The organism is Brevundimonas sp. LM2, assembly GCF_002002865.1.
Classification (GTDB): domain Bacteria; phylum Pseudomonadota; class Alphaproteobacteria; order Caulobacterales; family Caulobacteraceae; genus Brevundimonas.
This window is the reverse complement of the sequence record NZ_CP019508.1, coordinates 615,728-633,612: the sequence shown is the minus strand read 5'-3', so window position 1 is coordinate 633,612 and position 17,885 is coordinate 615,728. Positions and strand designations below refer to the sequence as shown.

The following is a 17,885-nucleotide window of genomic DNA, read 5'->3' as shown; positions in this document are numbered from 1 at the left end:
CGTGGACAGTATTCTGCAAGCGATCGTCGAACCCCGGACCCTGCTCAGCATCGTCGTCGGCGTTCTGGTGTTCGCCACCCTGCTGACGCTGACGAGTTCGATCGGCGGCGGCGTCAATCTGGACAAGCGCATGCAGGCGGTCGCCGTGCGGCGCGACGAGCTGAAGCGGCGTTCGCGCCAGGCCATCGCCAGCAATCCGGGCGGGCTGCGCCACACCGACGACGGGTTCAAGAAGCGCGTCGTCGAACGCCTGAACCTGACCAAGCTGCTGGAAGATCCGAAGGTGGCCGAGCAGATGATCCAGGCCGGGTTTCGGGGCCCGCGCCCCCTGACCACCTTCTATTTCTTTCGTTTCGCGACGCCCTTCGTCTTCATGTTCCTGGCCGCCGTCTACGTCTTCGTGGTCAACGATTTCGGCCTGTCGCTGACGTTGCGGTTCGGGGTCGTCGTCGTGGCGACCATGCTGGGCTTCTATGGTCCCAATATCTTCCTGCAGAACCGGATCGCCAAGCGGCGGATTTCGATCATGCAGGCCTTCCCCGATGCGCTGGACCTGATGCTGATCTGCGTCGAATCCGGCATGTCGATCGAGGCCGCCGTCGTCAAGGTCAGCCAGGAGATCGGCACGGCGTCGGTGGAACTGGCCGAGGAGCTGGCCCTTCTGGCGGCCGAGCTCAGCTATCTGCCGGAGCGGCGTCTCGCCTATGACGGCCTGGCCCGACGGACCAACCATCCCGGCGTGCGGTCGGTCGCCACCGCCATGATCCAGGCTGAACAGTACGGCACGCCGCTGGGTTCGGCCCTGCGCACCATGGCCAAGGAAAACCGCGACCTGCGTCTTTCGGCGGCCGAAAAGAAGGCGGCGGGCCTGCCCGCTCAGCTGACCGTGCCGATGATCATCTTCTTTCTGCCGGTGCTGTTCGTCGTCATCCTGGGGCCCGCGATCATCAACATCCAGGACACGATGAAGGCCAATGCGGCCGCGGCCGCCGCTTCATCCGCAGACTAGCCGGCCTCGGCCCTCAGGCGCAGGGCCTCGCCCACGCTCTCGCAGCCGGCGCGCAGAATCTGCCGGTGCTTGTCGTGGAACCCCTCGCCGCGGAAGCCCGAGAAGATGAAGCCGTTGGCGACGATACAGCTGCCGGGCTCCAGCTGATCGATCCTGTAGTAACGGGTGCTCTGGAAGAGCCAGCCGCGCTTCTCGGTCCAGAGCAGCTGCCCACTGGGCTGCCAGTCCCCGATGCGTCCGACGACCTGACGATCCGGCAGGCCGGGGACGGCCTCGGTCAGGGCGAGGGTGCCCCCGAAAGCGATCGTTCCGGACACGCCGGTCTCGATCGGGTTCCAGTCATCCCAGCCCTGGAGGTCGGAGATGACCTCCCAGATGCGTTCCGAAGTGGCTTTAACGCCGACGCGTTTTTCGACCTTGAAGTTCATGGTTTCCGATGTCGCAAGGGACCGGGCCGAGCGCAAGCAGGGCGGTTCGCGCGTGCGCGATTTGCCTCAGGGATCAGCTGTTGCCCTCCGGGCCCGGCTGGGAGGCAGGGGCCATTTCGGCGGCGGGGGCCTCGTCGTCCGCACGCGCCGCCAGGGCCTTCAGCGCCGGGCTGAGCCAGGCCACGGCCACCGCCCCCGCCAGCAGCACGGCATTGCCGACGAAGGGCGCGAACTCTCGGAACTCGTAGAGGGCGACCCCGATGACCGGCGGGCCCAGGAAGCTGAGCCCGGCCAGGGACATCATCAGCCCGGCCACCGCCCCCTGCTCATGCGGCCCGACCGCCAGCGACGACCCCGCGGTGAAGCCCGGGCGGGCGAAGCCGGCGCCCATCGACACGACCGCATAGCCGACCACCACGCCGAAATAACCCGGCGAGGCGATGCTGAGCAGATTGCCGAGCAGGGCCAGGGCGGCCCCCCAGCGCATCAGCTCGCGCGGGCGCAGCTTCAGCAGCGGGATCAGGCCCCACTGCACCATCAGGGTGGCCACGGCCCCGGCGAACATGGCCAGGCCGATGAAGGGCTGGGCCGCCCGGGCGTCGAGGCCGGTCGCGGCCATCTCGTCGATGATGTGGAAGCCGAGCACCGAAATGTTGACCGCCTGGGCCCCCGTCACCAGCAGGCCGTAAAGCAGGAAGTCGCGCACGCGCGGGTCGCGCCACAGACCCTTGCCGGTATCGCCCCGATGACCGCTGGCCGAGGGAACCCGCACGACTTCGCCCGACGGCAGGAAGCGCAGGACGATCACCAGCACGATCGCCCCGAACAGGGCGAAGACGTACATCGGCCCCGCCAGGCCGACGAGCGGCAGGATGAAGAAGGGCGACAGCACCGGCCCGATCACCGTGCCCAGCCCCTGGGCCGAGGCCAGCAGCGACATGGCCTGGGTCCGCTCGGCCGGGCCGGTGCGATCGGCGACATAGGCCTGGGACGCGATCGGGGCGGCCGAGCCGAACACGCCGTAAATGGTCCGCGCCGTGGCCATCAGCACGAAGGCCGTGATCGCCCCCAGCCAGCCCTCGATACCCGAGGTCGCGGCCAGGCCGAACCCCAGCATGGACACCACGAAGCCCGACAGGCCGATCAGGATGACCCGCTTGCGGCCCAGCCGGTCCGACAGCCGCGCCCAGACCGGCGAGGCGAAAGTCCACATCAGGGCCGAGACGGCGAAGGCGGCCGCGACCAGGGTGTCGGACAGCCGGAACGCGCGCCCGATGTTCGGCAGCACCGACTGCAGCCCCATGTTCCCCGCCGCCGCGATCAGGCTGACGACGAACAGGATCATGAAGGCGGGGGACTTCGGCGACATGGGTCCAGACTAGACCGGGGATCGGCCGCGGGTCACCCGGCTTAATCGATGACGGTCAGGGCGGGTTTCAGCCGCCGGCCGTCGTCCAGTCCCAAGCGCGCCTTGACCTCGAACAGGTCGGCCCCGGTGGGTACGATCAGCAGGGCCTTGGGGTTGGCGGCATTGACGGCGACCACCGCGTTCTTGGGGCAGATGTCGAAACAGGCGGTCTCGATGACGGCCAGCTCGGCCTTGCGCCCCTTGCCGCCGCCCGGCAGCAGATATTTGCGCAGCGCCTTCTTCAGCGTCTTATCGCCGTCGGGGCCGAAGCCGCCGTCCAGCTTCTTCTGGCATTTCTTGCAGACCAGCACGACGTCGCGCCACTCCGTCTTCGCTGTCTTGATGGCCATGCGTCCTAGATCGGAGGGTTCGGGGTCGACCGCAAGCGCTTGCGTCATCGCGTCGCCTGATCGCATCATCGCGCCCGTTCCGGAGAGTGTCGATGATGCGTCCCTCCCTGATCGCCGCGACCTTGAGCCTGGCCGCACTCCCCGCCGCGGCCCAGACCGGGCCGGTCAGCGCGACCGAGGTGGCGTCGGCGGCGGAAGCGGTGAAGGCCGAGGTCGTCGCCTGGCGCCGCGACCTGCACCAGCACCCCGAGCTCGGTCTTGCCGAGACCCGCACGGCCGCCTTCGTGGCCGAGCGTCTGCGCGGCATGGGGATCGAGGTGCGCGAGGGCGTGGGTCGGACCGGCGTGGTCGGGGTGCTGCGCGGCACCGGCTCCGGACCGCAGCGGGTGGTGGCCCTGCGCGCCGACATGGACGCCCTGCCGGTGCTGGAGGCGACCGGCCTGCCCTTCGCCTCGACCGCCACCGGCACCTATCAGGGGGCGACCGTGCCCGTGGCCCACGCCTGCGGCCACGACGCCCACGTCGCCATGCTGCTGGGGGCCGCCGAGGTGCTGAGCGGGATGACGGACCGCTTCAGCGGCACCATCGTCTTCCTGTTCCAGCCGGCGGAAGAGGGGGCCCCTCCCGGCGAACCGATCGGTGGGGCGCGGCTGATGATCGAGGCGGGTGCGCTGAAGGATCCGAAGGTCGAGGCCATCTTCGGCCTGCATGTCGTGCCGGGCGCCCCGGGCACGCTCTTCTATCGGCCGCAGGGGTTCATGGCCGCGTCCGACCGGGTCGACATCGTCCTGCACGGCCGCCAGACCCACGGGGCCTGGCCCTGGCGCGGCGTCGACGTCATCGCGGTCGCTGCGAACGTGATCCAGACGATCAACACCCTGACGGCCCGCACGGTTGATCCGACCACGACGCCGACCGTCTTCACCATCGCCACGGTCGACGCCGGCGTCCGCTACAACATCATTCCGGAGGCGGCGACCCTGGCCGGAACGTTGCGGACGTTCGACATCGCCCAGCGCGACGCTCTGGTGGCCCGGGCCGAGGCGGCCGTGGATCACGTCGCCGAAGCCTATGGGGCCACGGCCGACTTCGCGGTGCGCCAGAACGCGGCCCTGGTGTTCAACGACGCAAACCTGTCAGCCTGGCTGGCCCCGGTCCTGACCGAGGCGGCGGGCGAGGGCAACGTCAATCCGGCCGCCCCGCCGACCACCGTGGCCGAGGACTTCTCCTATTTCCAGGGCGAGGTGCCGGGCGTCTTCTACCACCTGGGGGCCACCCCCGACGGCATCGATCCGGCCACCGCCGCGCCCAACCATTCGCCCCAGTTCGACGTCAACGAGGCCGTCCTGCCGGTCGGGGTCCGCGCCCATGTGCTGACCGCCCTGCGCTTCCTGGAGCGGGAGTAGAGCCCTTCCCCATCCTTCAAGGGGGAAGGGCTTCCACGTCAGGCTCTTGCCAGCACCGTCTCGATGACGCGCCGATAGGCGGCCGTCAGGGCGATCAGCTCGGCAACCGGCACCCGCTCGTCGACCTGGTGCATGGTCTGCCCCACCAGACCCAGTTCCAGCACCGGGCACATCGCGCGGATGAAGCGCGCGTCAGAAGTGCCGCCCGTGGTGGAGGCCTCGGGCCGCACGCCGGTCGCGGCCTCGACCGCGTCCTGCACCGCCAGGACGAAGGGGCCGACAGGGGTCAGGAAGGCCTCGCCCGAACACATATGCTCCAGCGTGATCTGCAGGCCGGTCTCGGCCTGGACCCGACCCGCCTCGCGGTTCAGCCAGTCGATCAGGCCGTCGCCGGTCTGGGCCGGGTTGAAGCGGATGTTCAGCCGCGCCCTCGCCTCTGCCGGGATGACGTTGGTGGCCGGATTGCCGATGTCGATGGTCGTGATCTCTAGGTTCGACGGCTGGAAGGCCTCATAGCCTTCATCCAAGACATGCGCGTCCAGCGCCGCCAGCAACCGCACCAGCACCGGGGCCGGGTTGGCGGCGCGGGCGGGATAGGCGACGTGGCCCTGTTTGCCGTGCACCGTGATCCAGCTGTTCAGCGAACCCCGCCGGCCGATCTTGATCATGTCGCCCAGCTGCATCTGCGACGAGGGCTCGCCGACCACGCAGGCGTCGATGACCTCGCCCTCGGCTCTCAGGGCCTCGACCACCTTCTTGGTGCCGTGCAGGGCCGGGCCCTCTTCGTCCCCGGTGATGAGGAAGGACAGGGAGCCCGCAGGGTCGCCTTCCGCGAGGATCTGGGACACCGCCGCGACCCAGGCGGCAATGCCCCCCTTCATGTCCACCGCGCCGCGACCGTACAGGACTCCGTCCTTCACCTCGGCCTCGAACGGGCCCGCCGACCAGGCCGCCGCCTCGCCGGTCGGAACCACATCCGTATGTCCGGCGAAACAGAGGTTGGGCGAGGCGGTCCCGCGCCGGGCGTAGAGGTTCTCGATCCGCGCATCGACGCCGACCCCCGTCGGTCCCTCGAACGCCATCCGCCGGCAGGTGAAGCCGAGGTCGGTCAGGACCCGCTCCAGCGTGTCCATCGCCCCGGCGTCGGCCGGGGTCACCGAGGGTCGGCGCAGCAGGTCGCGCGTCAGTTCGACAGGATCGATCACAGGAGTTGATGCGGCGCTCATACGGTCATGCTTTAGGGGGACGCGACCACGTCGAAAAGGGGACCGTCCTGCCGAAGATCGACCTCGACGCCGCACCCACGGGGCACGGCACCACCTATCCGGACGAACACGCAGGACCCTGCCTGCCGCGACGGCGCTGGCGGCTGGGCGACGCGGCGGGGCTGAGTCAGTTCGGGGTCAATCTTCTGCGCCTTCCGGCCGGGGCCTGGTCCAGTCAGCGCCACTGGCACGCGACGGAGGACGAGTTCGTCACCGTCCTGTCCGGCGAGGTCGTGCTGGTCGAGGACGACGGCGAGACCCTGCTGCGCGCCGGGGACTGCGCCGGTTTCAAGGCCGGCGTGCCGAATGGACACAAGATCGAGAACCGATCGGGTTCAGAAGCCGTTCTGCTGGAAGTGGGCACGCGCTCGAAGACCACCGACGCCTGCGACTATCCCGACATCGACATGGTCCTGCCCGCCGGGTCGGAACAATATTTTCACCGAGACGGAACGCCCTACCCCAAACATGACCGACGCACCTGAGGCTCCCGAGCCGATCACCGGGCCGAATGCCAAGGCGGCGCTCGAGGCCCACGGTACCAATCCGTGGAAGATCAACGACTTCCGCCTGATCTGGCTAGGCCGGCTGGCGGCCGTTCTGGCGATCCAGATCCAGTCCTCGGCCCTGCTGTGGCAGGTCTATGAGATCGCGCGCCGGGACCATCCGATCGCCGAGGCCAGCCTGTATCTGGGCCTCGTCGGCCTGGCCCAGTTCATCCCCCTGCTGGCCCTGACCCTGCCGGCGGGCGAGATGGCGGACCGGCGCGACCGCAAGCGCACCGTCTCCCTGGCCATCGTCGCCGAGGGCACCTGCGCCGCCGCCTTCCTGGCCATGGCGCTCCACGGCAATCCGCCGCTGTGGGGCCTGCTGGCGGTGGCCGTCGGATTCGGGGCGTCGCGGGCCTTCCTGGCCCCGGCCAGCCAGGCCTTCCTGCCCATGGTGGTCGGCCGCCCCGCCCTGCCCCGCGCCATCGCCGCCCAGTCGATCGCCTTCCAGACCGGGGCCATCGCCGGGCCGGCCCTGGGCGGCGTCATCGTCGGCTTCTCCGTGCCCCTGGCCTATGGCGTGTCGCTGGGGCTGTTCGCCCTGGGGCTGGTCTGTTTCCTGATCATCCGCACGAGCGGCAAGCCCGCCCCGATCGAGGGGGGCGTCGGCCGGTGGCAGTCGGTCAAGGATGGGCTGAAATACGTCTGGGACACCAAGATCGTGCTGGGGGCCATCTCGCTGGACCTGATCGTGGTCCTGTTCGCCGGCGTGGCCCTGCTGACGCCGATCTTCGCGCGCGACATCCTGCAGGTCGGTCCGGAAGGGTTCGGCCTGCTGCGCGCGGCCTTCGGGGGCGGGGCCTTCACCATGGCCCTGGTGCTGGCCCGCTATCCGATCCCCGGCAAGGGGGGCCTGCTGATGTTCGCCTCGGTGGCCGTGTTCGGGATCTGCACCATCGTCTTCGGCCTGTCGAAGATCGTCTGGATCAGCGCGGCGGCCCTGTTCGTCGGCGGCATGGCCGACATGATCAGCGTCAACATCCGCCAGACCCTGATCCAGCTGTCGACGCCCGACCACATGCGCGGCCGGGTGTCGTCGGTATCCATGCTGTTCATCGGCGCCTCCAACGAGCTGGGCGAGGCCTATTCCGGCGTCATGGTGCGTTTCCTGGGACCCATCGGGGCGGCGGTGTTCGGCGGCGTCGGGGCCCTGGCGGCGACGGGCCTGTGGGCCAAGCTGTTCCCGGGGCTGAGGAAGGCCGACAAGCTAGTGTGAGGCTGGTGGCTGGTGGCTGGTGGCTGGTGACTGCAGGGTCAAAGGCCGTGGCTCATACGGCAAAGGCGGTGACCGCATCGACCACTAGCCACCCGCCACAGCCACCCTCTTCCCTACCCCCACGTCCGGAAATGCTTCGACAGCTTCAGCCCCTGCCGCTGGTAGTGGCTGCCGCCCTCGCCATACAGCCGCGTCGGCCGTTCGGTCAGGGGCTCATAGACCAGCCGGGCGACGATCTGGCCGTGCTCCAGCAGGAAGGGGGTGTCGTGGGTGCGGACCTCCAGCACGCCCTTGGATCCGGCCCCGTGCGCCTCGTCGGTGCCGAAGCCGGGATCGAAGAAGCCGGCGTAGTGGACCCGGAACTCGCCCACGCTGGGGTCGATCGGCGTCATCTCGGCGGCCTGGTCGACCGGGATCTCGACCGCCTCGTTGGAGGCCAGGATGTAGAACTCGCCCGGGTCCAGCAGCAGCTCGCCGCGGCGCAGGGCCAGGGGCTCCCAGAAATCCTTCGGGTCGTGGCCGTCGATCTTGTCGAGGTCGACCACCCCGGCGTGCCGGCGGCCGCGGAAGCCCACGATGTCGCCCCCCTGCAGATCGACGCCGACGCTGCGGGTCTCCAGCTTCGGCGGTTCCCCCGCCTTCAGCCGCAGCTGGTTCAGCCGGGTGCCCGGCCGGACCAGGATGGAGAAGGTCTGGGGCGCGATCTCCAGATACAGCGGCCCTTCATAGCCTTCGTCCACGTCGTCGAAGGATCCGCCCCGGTCGGTGAGCAGCCGCACGAACACGTCGACCCGCCCGGTCGAGGACTTGGGGTTGGCGCGGGCGATCAGGCCCGGCGGCAGGCTCAAACGCTCCTGCAGCAGGGCGATGTAGACGCAGCCCTTCTCCAGCACATAGCCGCCGGACAGGTCGATCGAATGCATCGACACGTCCTCGATCCGGTCGGCGACCAGACGGCGGCCGGGCAGGAAGGAGGCCCGGACCCGCCAGGCCCGCTCGGACAGGCGCAGGTCCAGGCTGGCCGGCTGGACCTGATCGACGTCGAACGGGGTGGCCGAGGCGATCGCGCCGCCGGCGATCAGGGTCTCGATGGACTGGCAGGGCAGGATGCCGGGGGTCGGGAAGGCAAGGTTCGGGAAGGTTGGGGTCATGCTCCACGCCATACACATGGAAGCTGCCGGACGCACGTCCGGCCGGGACCGCTATCGCGCACGACTCGATCGCGCGCTGCTTGAGCGCGCTTGAAACCACCTCTCTGCCGCGCGACCATAGGCCATGCATGACAGTCGCCCCTACGAAGCCGAGACCGAAGGCGTGATCGTTCGCGTCCGCCCCGCCTATCTGGCCGGCCAGTCCGATCCCGACGAGGGGCGCTGGGTCTGGGCCTATCAGGTCGAGATCGAGAACCGGGGCTCGCAGGCCGTTCAGCTGATGGCGCGCCGCTGGATCATCACCGACGGCACGGGCCATGTGGAGACGGTCGGCGGTCCCGGCGTCGTCGGCGAACAGCCGTTGATCGCGCCGGGCGACAGCTATTCCTACGCCTCGGGCTGCCCCCTGCCGACTCCGTCGGGCCTGATGGCCGGGGCCTATACCATGACCGACGCCGCCGGCCGCTCGTTCGAGGCCACCATCCCGACCTTCAGCCTCGACGTGCCCGAGGGACGGGTGCTGAACTGAGGCCCAGGCGACGACGCGGGATATTGTCAGACATTTGCGAACCGGCCAAGGTCTGACCCCGGGCGCCGTCGCGCCGATGGAGCCGTTCATGCGCCCTCTCCCGAACCGCGTCGGTCCGAGCCTGCGCCGGCGCTTCGTGGCGCTGGCGGCGGGGCTGGCCCTGCTGACGCCGGGCGTCGCGGCCGCCCAGACGGACCCGCTGGCCCCGACCGGCCGCTGGAGCGCCAACACCCGGGGGGCGGCCCCCGTGCCGCCGATGGGCTGGAACAGTTGGAACGCCTTCTACAGCGACATCGACGAAGAGAAGATCATGGCCTCCGCGACGATCCTGGTCGACACCGGCCTGGCCGCCCGGGGCTATCGCCACGTCAATATCGACGACGGCTGGTGGCTGAAACGGCGACAGTCGGACGGCCGGATGGTCATCCGCACCGACAATTTTCCGTCGGCCATCGTGGGCCCAGGCGATCAGACCAGCTTCCGCCCATTGACGGACCGACTGCACGCCATGGGGCTGCGGGCGGGCATCTATTCCGACATCGGGCGCAACTCGTGCGGCCAGGTCTATACCCCCAATTTCGCCAACCAGCCCGAGGGCACGGTCGCGGAGCGGGAGGTGGGCCTGCATGGCCATGTCGACCAGGACATCCGGCTGTATTTCGCGGAATGGGGCTTCGACCTGATCAAGGTGGACGGCTGCGGCATCCGCGGGCTGGCGGCCGACACCGACCATGTCCGCCAGGATCACTACCGCGAATTTCCGCCGCTGATCGACATGAACGCCCTGGGCCGCACCGACATCGCCGCCGTGCAGGCGTTGTACGAAGAGGTCGGACAGGCGCTGCACGACCACAATCCCGACGGGGACTATCTGTTCTCGGTCTGCCTGTGGGGCTCGTCGAACGTGCGGGCCTGGGGCAAGAACCTGGGCAACCTCTCGCGCACCAGCGACGACATCACGCCGCAGTGGACGCGGATGCTGACCAATCTGGACACGGTGTCGACCCGCGCCCTCTATGCCGGGCCGGGATCCTGGAACGACCCGGACATGCTGTTCGTGGGCTCGGGCGATTTCGACGCCGCCCACATGACCGAGGCGCGCTCGCATTTCGCGCTGTGGGCCATCCTGAACGCCCCCCTGATCATCGGCTACGACCTCCGCAAGGCGACCCCCGAGCAGATCGCCCTGTTCGGAAACCCCGGCCTCGTCGCCCTCAACCAGGATCCCGCCGGGCATCAGGCGGTCCCGGCCTATCAGTCCAGCGAGTTGCAGATCTTCGTCAAGACCCTGGCGGACGGCGACAAGGGCGTGGCGATCTTCAATCGCGGCCTGGCCGCCATCGAGACGCAGCTCAGCGCCCGACATCTGAAGTTCCGCGACGATGCCGAGGTGAGCCTGACGGATCTCTGGACCGGCGAGCGGCAGACCTTCACAGGGGAGACGGCCTTCCGCCTCGAACCGCGCCAGACGCTGGTGTTCCGCGCGTCCGGGGCCCGCGCCCTGCCCGACGGCCTCTATGTGTCGGAGGTGCCCGGCGATGTGAACCCGGCCGAGGACGGCGTCACGACCCCGCAGCACGATCCCGCCATTCATCGCGGCGTCATCGGCTGGCAGGGAACCCGCGGGTCGGGCGAGCATCCCCAGTACGGCGGGTTCGGCGGCGCCCAGGCGGACCGCTCCCCCTTCGGAGAGCCGCTGCGCATCGCCGGGACGCGGTTCGACAGCGGCATCGGCGCCCTGGCCAACTCCCGGCTCGAGGTCCGCAACCACGGCTATGCGCGTTTGACCGCCCGCGTGGGGATCGACGACAGCGCGGTGTCGCGGGAGCGGCCCGTCACCTTCCTGATCTATGGCGACGGGAGGCTTCTGGCGCGCTCGGAGCCGCAGGCGTTCGGCGCCGCGCCTCAGGCGCTGGACGTCGACATCCGCGACGTGGCGATCCTGGAGATGGTGGTGCGCGCCGAGGGAGAGGCTGTCGCCGCGCTTCCCGTGGTGTGGGGGGACGCCGCCCTGCTGCGCTGAAGCGCGGGGTTTGGGGCTGCGTCAACCCGGATAACCGCAGCCCCGCCCCGATCCCGGGGCGAGCCCCCGGGGCGGATGCCTCCCCGCCTGCGCGGGGATGACAAGCGACGAGCGCCTCGCTCTCGCAGCGAGAGACCGCGTCGCGAAAGATGGCGCCCGAAATCACGCGCTCAAGCAGCGAGCGACCGCGTCGCGAGCGTTAGCGCGTTTCTTCGCTTAGATGTAACGCCGCAGGCTGCGGGCCAGTTCTTCCTTGCCGCCACGTTTCATCTGCGGCTGGTAGGCGACGCGGGCGTGTTCCTGGCAATAGACGCCCTCCGAGGCGCGGCGGCCGCAGAAGCTGAACTCGGTCGAGGACGGGTCGCCGATCGGCCATTTGCACATGTGAGCCCCCAGGGTCATTACTGTCGCCGTGCCGGCCATCTCGGCCACGGCCGGCAGGCTGGGCGTGGTCACGACGGGCCGCGGCGCGGGCTGGACGGCCTCGATGCGGCGCGGGGCGGACGGCTGGGCCGGGGGCGTGGTGCGCGTGCGCGCGGGCCGGAAGGTGGAGGTGCGGGCCGGCTGGGAAGGGGTCGCGCGACCCGACAGGCCGAGGCGGTGCACCTTGCCGATGACGGCGTTGCGGGTGACGCCGCCACCCAGCTGTTTGGCGATCTGCGAGGCCGATTGGCCTTCCAGCCACAGCTTCTTCAGCGCGCCGACACGATCTTCGGTCCAGCCTGCAGTCATGACACCCTCCGGGTCGAGCGATTCAAGATGTGGCGCCTAAATCCCCGATCGGGTCTCCCGAGCCACAACTAATCGTAAACTAGCCCTTAAGGGACGCAAGATGTGCGACTCACTCCGTCCACAGAAACCACATCTTGAATCGACGTTCGGCGAGGCGGCGGAGAGTCCGCCTCGCCTCGGCGGTCCTATTGCGCGGAAATCCGGATCAGCTGACCGTCTTCCTCGTCGGTGATGGCCCAGACCGCGCCGTCCGCGCCCACCGCCACGTCGCGGATCCGCTTGCCGAAGTCGGTGATCAGCGCCTCTTCTCCCACGACCCGGCCGTCCTCGAGCACCAGTCGGTTGATCGACTTGCTGCCGAGGCCCGCGACCAGCAGGTTGCCGTCCCAGCCCGGGAACATCGCCCCGGCGTAGAAGGCCTGACCGCCGGGCGCGATCACCGGGTCCCAGTAGTAGTCCGGCTGTTCCAGCCCTTCGCGCGCGGTGATCCCCTCATTGATCGGCCCGCCCTGGTATTCGACGCCATAGGCGATGATCGGCCAGCCGTAGTTCTTGCCGGCCTCGGTCAGGTTCAGCTCGTCCCCGCCCTTGGTGCCGTGTTCGATGGTCCAGATCGCGCCCGTGCCCGGCTGGACCGCGATGCCCTGGACGTTGCGGTGCCCGAGCGACCAGATCTCCGGCAGGGCCCCGGCCTGGCCGACGAAGGGATTGTCCTCGGGCACCGATCCGTCCGCATTGATGCGGATGACCTTGCCCATGTGCGAGCCCAACTGCTGGGCTTGCGGCCGCATCGGCTTGTCCGAGCGCTCGCCCAGGGTCACGAACAGCTTGCCGTCCTGCGAGAAGGCCAGGGACGAGCCGAAATGCTTGTCGCCGTCATAGGTCGGCAGGGCGCGGAAGATGACCCGCACCTCGGTCACCGAAGTCCCGTCGTCGGACAGGCGGCCGCGCGCGACCGAGGTGGCATTGCCGCCGTCCCGAGGCGCCGCATAGCTCCAGAAGATCGTCCGGTCGCTCGCGAAGGTCGGCGACAGGACCACGTCCAGCAGGCCCCCCTGACCGCGCGCGTCGACGGCCGGCAGGCCGCTGATCGGCGCGCCGATCTGGCCCTCGGCGCTGATGATCCGCAGACGGCCCGGCCGCTCGGTCACCAGCCAGCGGCCGTCCGGCAGCAGGGCCAAGCCCCAGGGATGCACCAGGTTCGAGGCGACCACCGCCGTCGACAGCGCCTGTTCGGTGCGGACGCCCGGCGCGCGGGTCTGGCCCTCGAAGGCCGGCGTCTGGCCAACGCCGTTGGCGGGCCGCGACTCGATGGGCGCGCCCTCAGCCTCCGTCTGGGCCGTCTGGGCCGTCTGGCCGTTGGCTCCACAGGCGGCGGCGAGCACGAGCAGCGAGGATGAGGCAACAAGAAGAAGCGGACGCATGGAAGTCTCCGGACGGTTACGAAAATCGATATCGTTTGGAACGGTATGGCAACGCTGCAGTTCCGGTTCCGGATTGAGGCGCGGCGGCCCGTCGCAGCAACTTGCCGGTCACGCCGTCGTCGATGCGACTTGAACCCGAGCGCCCACGACGATATAGGCACGCCTCCCGCGATCCCGCTTGTGGATGCGCGCTGTGCTGGGCTGGGTAGCTCAGATGGTTAGAGCGGTGGATTCATAACCCACAGGTCGGCGGTTCGATCCCGCCTCCAGCCACCAGCACAGACATCGGCAGCCGCGCCAGCGGCGAGCGTCGGGGCGCGGTCTCGCGGCAGCGGAAGACCCGACCCGCCCGGGTCTGGGGCCGCTCGCGCAACCCGATGGCAAGACCCGCGTTAACGGCCAAGGTTCAACGCCAATCGAGGGTTTCCCATGACCATCCGCTTCCCGTCCGTGCTCGCTGTGTCGGCGATCGCCGCCCTGTCCATCGGCACCCTCGCCTGCACCGAGGCCGAACAGGACCGCACGGCGGTCGAGGCCGACGCGGCCGGCGACAATGTCGAGGCCGCCACGTCGGAAGCGGGTCAGGAGATCCAGGAGGGCGCCGCCGCCGCTGGCGAAGTCATCGAATCCGGTGCCATGAAGGCGGCCCAGGCCGTCGAGACCGGGGCCGGCAACGTCGCCGACCGCCTCGAGGCCGAACAGGCGGAAGCCGCCGCCGAAGGCCGTCCCGGGGCCGTGGATCCGGTGACCGACGAACGACAGTAGGTGGAGCGAGCGCGCTAGGGCGCGCCCTCGGCCAGGACCGCGTCGATCAGGGCGCGGGCCTCGGCGCTCGACCAGTCGGCCTCGCCCGAGAAGGCGGCGCGGATCTGCCCCTGACGGTCCAGCAGGATCGTCTGGGGCATCTTGCCCTTGCCGGGAAACTCGAACGGCAGCTGGAATTTCGGGTCGCCGTAAAAAGGCAGCGGCTCGTGCACGTCGATGAAGCTCTTCGCGTCGGCCACGGCGTCGTCACCCACATCGACGCTGATGGGCAGGACCATCATATCCCCCTCGGGGTAGGCGGCGGCGAGGGCGGCCAGCGTCGGCATCTCGGTCCGGCATGGCGCGCACCACATGGCCCAAAGATTGACCAGGACCACCTTGCCCCGAAAGTCGGCGAACCGGACATCGGCTCCGTCGCGGGTCTTGAACACATAGTCCGGCGCGGGCATCAGGGCCGCGGGGGTCTCCAGAGCCGCCAGCGATCCCGTGGCGAACCGCGCCAGATCGCTCTTTTCGGCCACGGCCGACGCGGACGCTTTGAAAGGTCCGGCCTTCATCGCGTATAGGGTGCCGATCGTCCCGCCCGCGAGGACGCCCGCGACCGCCCCGGCGATCAAAACGACTTTCAACGAGCCGCCCATGCCTCAATCCCCAGTGCCGACGCCCGAACCGGGCGGGGCGGCGACGTCCCCATCGGGCCAGACCCTATGGGGTGGACGCTTTTCCGCCAAGCCCGCCGACATCATGCAGGCCATCAACGTCTCGATCGGGGTCGATCGCCGCCTGTGGGCGCAGGACCTGGCGGGCTCCCGGGCCCATTGCCGCATGCTGATCGACCGCGGCATCGTCACGCCGGACGACGGCCGGGCCATCCTGTCCGGCCTCGACACCATCCAGGCCGAGATCGAGGCCGGCACCTTTCCCTTCCGCGACGAATACGAAGACATCCACCTGAACGTGGAGGCCCGTCTGTCGGAACTGATCGGCGAGCCGTCGGGGCGGCTGCACACGGCGCGCAGCCGCAACGACCAGGTCGCCCTGGACTTCCGCCTGTGGGTCCGCGACGCCTGCGACCGGTCGGTGGCGCAGCTTCAGGCCCTGCAGCGCGCCCTGCTGGCCCGCGCCGAACAGCATGCCGGCGACCTGATGCCGGGCTTCACCCATCTGCAAACGGCCCAGCCCGTGACCCTGGGCCACCACCTGATGGCCTATGTCGAGATGTTCGGCCGCGACGCCTCGCGGTTCGCCGACGCCCGGGCGCGGATGAACGAAAGCCCGCTCGGAGCCGCGGCCCTCGCCGGCTCGCCCTTCCCCATCGATCGCCACGCCACCGCAGCGGCCCTGGGTTTCGACCGGCCCATGGGCAACAGCCTGGACGCCGTGTCCGACCGGGATTTCGCCCTGGAAACCCTGGCCGCCGCCTCGATCACGGCCGGCCACCTGTCGCGCTTCGCCGAGGAGATCGTGGTCTGGATGACGCCGATGTTCGGTTTCGCCAGCCTGCCCGACGACCTGACCACCGGCTCCTCGATCATGCCGCAGAAGCGCAACCCCGACGCGGCCGAACTGGTGCGGGCCAAGACCGGGCGGATCCTGGGGTCGTTCGTGGCCCTGTCGACGGTGATGAAGGGCCTGCCCCTGGCCTATTCCAAGGACATGCAGGAGGATAAGCCGCCGGTGTTCGAGGCTCTGGACGCCCTGGACCTGGCCCTGACGGCCATGACCGCCATGGTCTCGGCCCTGCAGCCGAACACCGCCCGCATGGCCGAGGCGGCCGGCTGGGGCTTTTCCACCGCCACCGACCTGGCCGACTGGCTGGTGCGCGAGGCCGACCTGCCGTTCCGCCAGGCCCACCATGTGACGGGCGCGGCGGTCAAGCGGGCGGAATCCCTGGGCGTGGGTCTGGCGCAACTGCCGCTAAAAGAACTTCAGGCCCTGCATCCCTCCGTGACGGAAGCGGTTTACAAGGTGCTGACCCCCGAGGCCTCCTGCGCCAGTCGCCAGAGTTTCGGGGGCACCGCGCCGGAACAGGTCCGCGCGCGCATCGCCGATTGGAAAGAGCGTCTCGCATGAACAAGCTGATTGTCGCGGGCGCCCTGGCCCTGACCGCCCTCGCCGCCGCCGGCTGCGGCCGGATGGCCGACCTGGAAAGCCCCGCTCCGCGCGAGACCGAGCGCGCCCCGCGCGACGCCCGCGCCCCCGCCCTGCCCGATCCGGCGACGGTCAACCGCCCGTCCAGCCAGGTTCCGATCGACGGCGGCCCGACGAACCCGTTCGGTTCGGCCGCGGCGACGCGCGATCCGCAGTAGGTCTTCACGCGCCTTGGATCATTTTGAACCGCGTGACGGCGCGCTCTGGGCCGAAGGCGTCAGCCTGTCGGCCCTGGCCGCCGAGGTCGGCACCCCTGCCTACGTCTATTCCACCGCGACCCTGACGCGCCATTACAGCGTGCTGCGCGACGCCGTGGCGGCCCATTCGGCCGCCTTCGGCGACGCCCTGATCGCCTTCGCGGTCAAGGCCAACTCGAACCTGTCAGTCCTGGCGACCCTGGCCCGCCTGGGCTGCGGCGCGGACACCGTGTCGGAAGGCGAGATTCGCCGGGCGCGGGCGGCGGGCGTGCCGGCCGGGAAGATCATCTTCTCCGGCGTCGGCAAGACCGACGCCGAACTGGCCTTCGCCCTCGACGCCGGCGTGCGCCAGATCAATGTCGAGAGCCCGGCCGAGCTGGACCGGTTGATCGCGGTCGCGGCGGGCAAGGGGGCCTGCCCCGACATCGCCATCCGCGTGAACCCCAAGATCGGGGCCGGCGGCCACGCCAAGATCACCACCGGGGGCGAGGGCGACAAGTTCGGCGTGCCGTCCGACGAGGCCATGGCCCTGTACGCCCGGGCCGCCGCCAGCCCGCATCTGAACCCCGTGGGCCTGGCCTGCCACATCGGCAGCCAGATCACCGACCTGGCCCCGCTGGAGGCCGCCTTCCGCCTGCTGCGGCAGATGACCGAGACCCTGCGCGGCCAGGGCCTGTCCGTGACCCGGCTGGATCTCGGCGGCGGTCTCGGCGTGCCCTATGCGGGGGGAGCCCACTCCGTCTCACCCGCCGACTATGCCGCCATGGCCGCCCGGGTTCTGGACGGCCTCGACGTCGAGGCGGCGTTCGAACCGGGCCGGCTGCTGGCCGCCAATGCCGGGGTGCTGCTGAGCCGGGTCATCCAGATCACCGAGCGGGCCGATGGCCGGCGCTTCGTGGTGCTGGACGCCGCCATGAACGACCTGCTGCGTCCCGCCCTCTACGACGCCTTCCACGAGGTGAAGGCCGTGACCCCCCGTCCCGGGGCCAAGATCGCCTGCGACATCGTCGGTCCGGTCTGCGAGACCGGCGACACCTTCGCCCGCGACCGGGCGCTGCCGCCGCTTCAGGCCGGAGACCTGGTCGTCTTCACCGGGGCCGGGGCCTATGGGGCGGTGATGGCCAGCGAGTACAACTCGCGACCTCTGGTCCCCGAGATCCTGGTCGACGGCGACCGCTGGGCCCTGGTTCGGACCCGACCCACCTATGAAGCGATGCTGGCGCGCGAGACCATGGCGCGCTGGCTCTAGGCGTCAACCGCGACCGATCGGCGTGAGAAGGAAG

The 17,885-nt window shown here is 69.7% G+C and carries 18 protein-coding genes and 1 tRNA gene; 11 read left to right on the top strand and 8 right to left on the bottom strand.

The genetic code is table 11. From position 1 onward, the window contains the following. Window positions 1-10 precede the first annotated feature (10 nt). Complete coding sequence (locus BZG35_RS03170) at window positions 11-1,009, top strand: type II secretion system F family protein (protein WP_371454833.1); 999 nt, start codon at window positions 11-13, stop codon at window positions 1,007-1,009. Here BZG35_RS03170 and BZG35_RS03165 read toward each other — a convergent pair. The 3 genes from BZG35_RS03165 to BZG35_RS03155 form a co-directional block, all read right to left on the bottom strand. Continuing rightward, a complete protein-coding gene (locus BZG35_RS03165) occupies window positions 1,006-1,437 on the bottom strand; it encodes an SRPBCC domain-containing protein (protein ID WP_077354322.1) in 432 nt (143 codons plus the stop codon). The genes BZG35_RS03170 and BZG35_RS03165 overlap by 4 nt on opposite strands. Before the next feature lie 73 nt (window positions 1,438-1,510). Further along, the gene (locus tag BZG35_RS03160; protein WP_077354321.1) at window positions 1,511-2,806 is read right to left on the bottom strand and encodes an MFS transporter; all 1,296 of its coding nucleotides are present in this window, start codon (window positions 2,804-2,806) and stop codon (window positions 1,511-1,513) included. A 41-nt stretch (window positions 2,807-2,847) separates the two neighbouring features. Beyond that, entirely contained in the window at window positions 2,848-3,195 is a 348-nt protein-coding gene (locus BZG35_RS03155; RefSeq protein ID WP_077354320.1) for a hypothetical protein, read from the bottom strand. A 92-nt stretch (window positions 3,196-3,287) separates the two neighbouring features. On the opposite strand from BZG35_RS03155, the gene BZG35_RS03150 reads away from it, so the two are divergent. Next, on the top strand, window positions 3,288-4,601 hold the full coding sequence (locus BZG35_RS03150) for an amidohydrolase (protein WP_077354319.1): 1,314 nt from the start codon (window positions 3,288-3,290) through the stop codon (window positions 4,599-4,601). Between the two features lie 38 nt (window positions 4,602-4,639). On the opposite strand, the gene dapE is transcribed toward BZG35_RS03150, so the two are convergent. Next, a complete protein-coding gene (gene dapE / locus BZG35_RS03145; RefSeq protein WP_077354318.1) occupies window positions 4,640-5,827 on the bottom strand; it encodes a succinyl-diaminopimelate desuccinylase in 1,188 nt (395 codons plus the stop codon). 47 nt (window positions 5,828-5,874) lie between these two features. Between dapE and BZG35_RS03140 the strand changes: the two genes are divergently transcribed. After that, complete coding sequence (locus BZG35_RS03140; RefSeq protein WP_077357776.1) at window positions 5,875-6,351, top strand: cupin domain-containing protein; 477 nt, start codon at window positions 5,875-5,877, stop codon at window positions 6,349-6,351. Then, a complete protein-coding gene (locus tag BZG35_RS03135) occupies window positions 6,335-7,630 on the top strand; it encodes an MFS transporter (protein WP_253189251.1) in 1,296 nt (431 codons plus the stop codon). The genes BZG35_RS03140 and BZG35_RS03135 overlap by 17 nt, the downstream gene beginning before the upstream one ends. 113 nt (window positions 7,631-7,743) lie before the next feature. On the opposite strand, the gene BZG35_RS03130 is transcribed toward BZG35_RS03135, so the two are convergent. Next, a complete protein-coding gene (locus BZG35_RS03130) occupies window positions 7,744-8,781 on the bottom strand; it encodes a 2'-deoxycytidine 5'-triphosphate deaminase (protein ID WP_077354317.1) in 1,038 nt (345 codons plus the stop codon). A 124-nt stretch (window positions 8,782-8,905) separates the two neighbouring features. Between BZG35_RS03130 and apaG the strand changes: the two genes are divergently transcribed. Continuing rightward, window positions 8,906-9,310: a Co2+/Mg2+ efflux protein ApaG gene (apaG, locus tag BZG35_RS03125; RefSeq protein WP_077354316.1), complete on the top strand. Its 405-nt coding sequence runs from the start codon at window positions 8,906-8,908 to the stop codon at window positions 9,308-9,310. Window positions 9,311-9,398: 88 nt separating this feature from the next. Next, on the top strand, window positions 9,399-11,333 hold the full coding sequence (locus BZG35_RS03120; RefSeq protein WP_077357774.1) for an NPCBM/NEW2 domain-containing protein: 1,935 nt from the start codon (window positions 9,399-9,401) through the stop codon (window positions 11,331-11,333). A 216-nt stretch (window positions 11,334-11,549) separates the two neighbouring features. On the opposite strand, the gene BZG35_RS03115 is transcribed toward BZG35_RS03120, so the two are convergent. Then, complete coding sequence (locus BZG35_RS03115; protein WP_077354315.1) at window positions 11,550-12,065, bottom strand: GcrA family cell cycle regulator; 516 nt, start codon at window positions 12,063-12,065, stop codon at window positions 11,550-11,552. A 185-nt stretch (window positions 12,066-12,250) separates the two neighbouring features. Then, window positions 12,251-13,489, bottom strand: coding sequence for a PQQ-dependent sugar dehydrogenase (locus BZG35_RS03110; RefSeq protein WP_077354314.1), 1,239 nt, complete (start codon window positions 13,487-13,489; stop codon window positions 12,251-12,253). A 199-nt stretch (window positions 13,490-13,688) separates the two neighbouring features. Here BZG35_RS03110 and BZG35_RS03105 point away from each other — a divergent pair. After that, a tRNA-Met gene (locus BZG35_RS03105) sits at window positions 13,689-13,765 on the top strand. A 153-nt stretch (window positions 13,766-13,918) separates the two neighbouring features. Then, complete coding sequence (locus BZG35_RS03100) at window positions 13,919-14,254, top strand: 50S ribosomal protein L7/L12 domain protein (protein WP_077354313.1); 336 nt, start codon at window positions 13,919-13,921, stop codon at window positions 14,252-14,254. 14 nt (window positions 14,255-14,268) lie between these two features. On the opposite strand, the gene BZG35_RS03095 is transcribed toward BZG35_RS03100, so the two are convergent. Beyond that, window positions 14,269-14,883, bottom strand: coding sequence for a TlpA disulfide reductase family protein (locus BZG35_RS03095; protein ID WP_253189250.1), 615 nt, complete (start codon window positions 14,881-14,883; stop codon window positions 14,269-14,271). Window positions 14,884-14,893: 10 nt separating this feature from the next. Between BZG35_RS03095 and argH the strand changes: the two genes are divergently transcribed. The 3 genes from argH to lysA are packed head-to-tail and all read left to right on the top strand — an operon-like array spanning window position 14,894 to window position 17,851. Beyond that, window positions 14,894-16,327, top strand: coding sequence for an argininosuccinate lyase (argH, locus tag BZG35_RS03090; RefSeq protein WP_077354311.1), 1,434 nt, complete (start codon window positions 14,894-14,896; stop codon window positions 16,325-16,327). Continuing rightward, window positions 16,324-16,563: a hypothetical protein gene (locus BZG35_RS03085; RefSeq protein WP_077354310.1), complete on the top strand. Its 240-nt coding sequence runs from the start codon at window positions 16,324-16,326 to the stop codon at window positions 16,561-16,563. The genes argH and BZG35_RS03085 overlap by 4 nt, the downstream gene beginning before the upstream one ends. A gap of 13 nt (window positions 16,564-16,576) precedes the next feature. Further along, window positions 16,577-17,851: a diaminopimelate decarboxylase gene (gene lysA, locus BZG35_RS03080; RefSeq protein ID WP_077354309.1), complete on the top strand. Its 1,275-nt coding sequence runs from the start codon at window positions 16,577-16,579 to the stop codon at window positions 17,849-17,851. The last annotated feature ends 34 nt before the right edge of the window (window positions 17,852-17,885 follow it).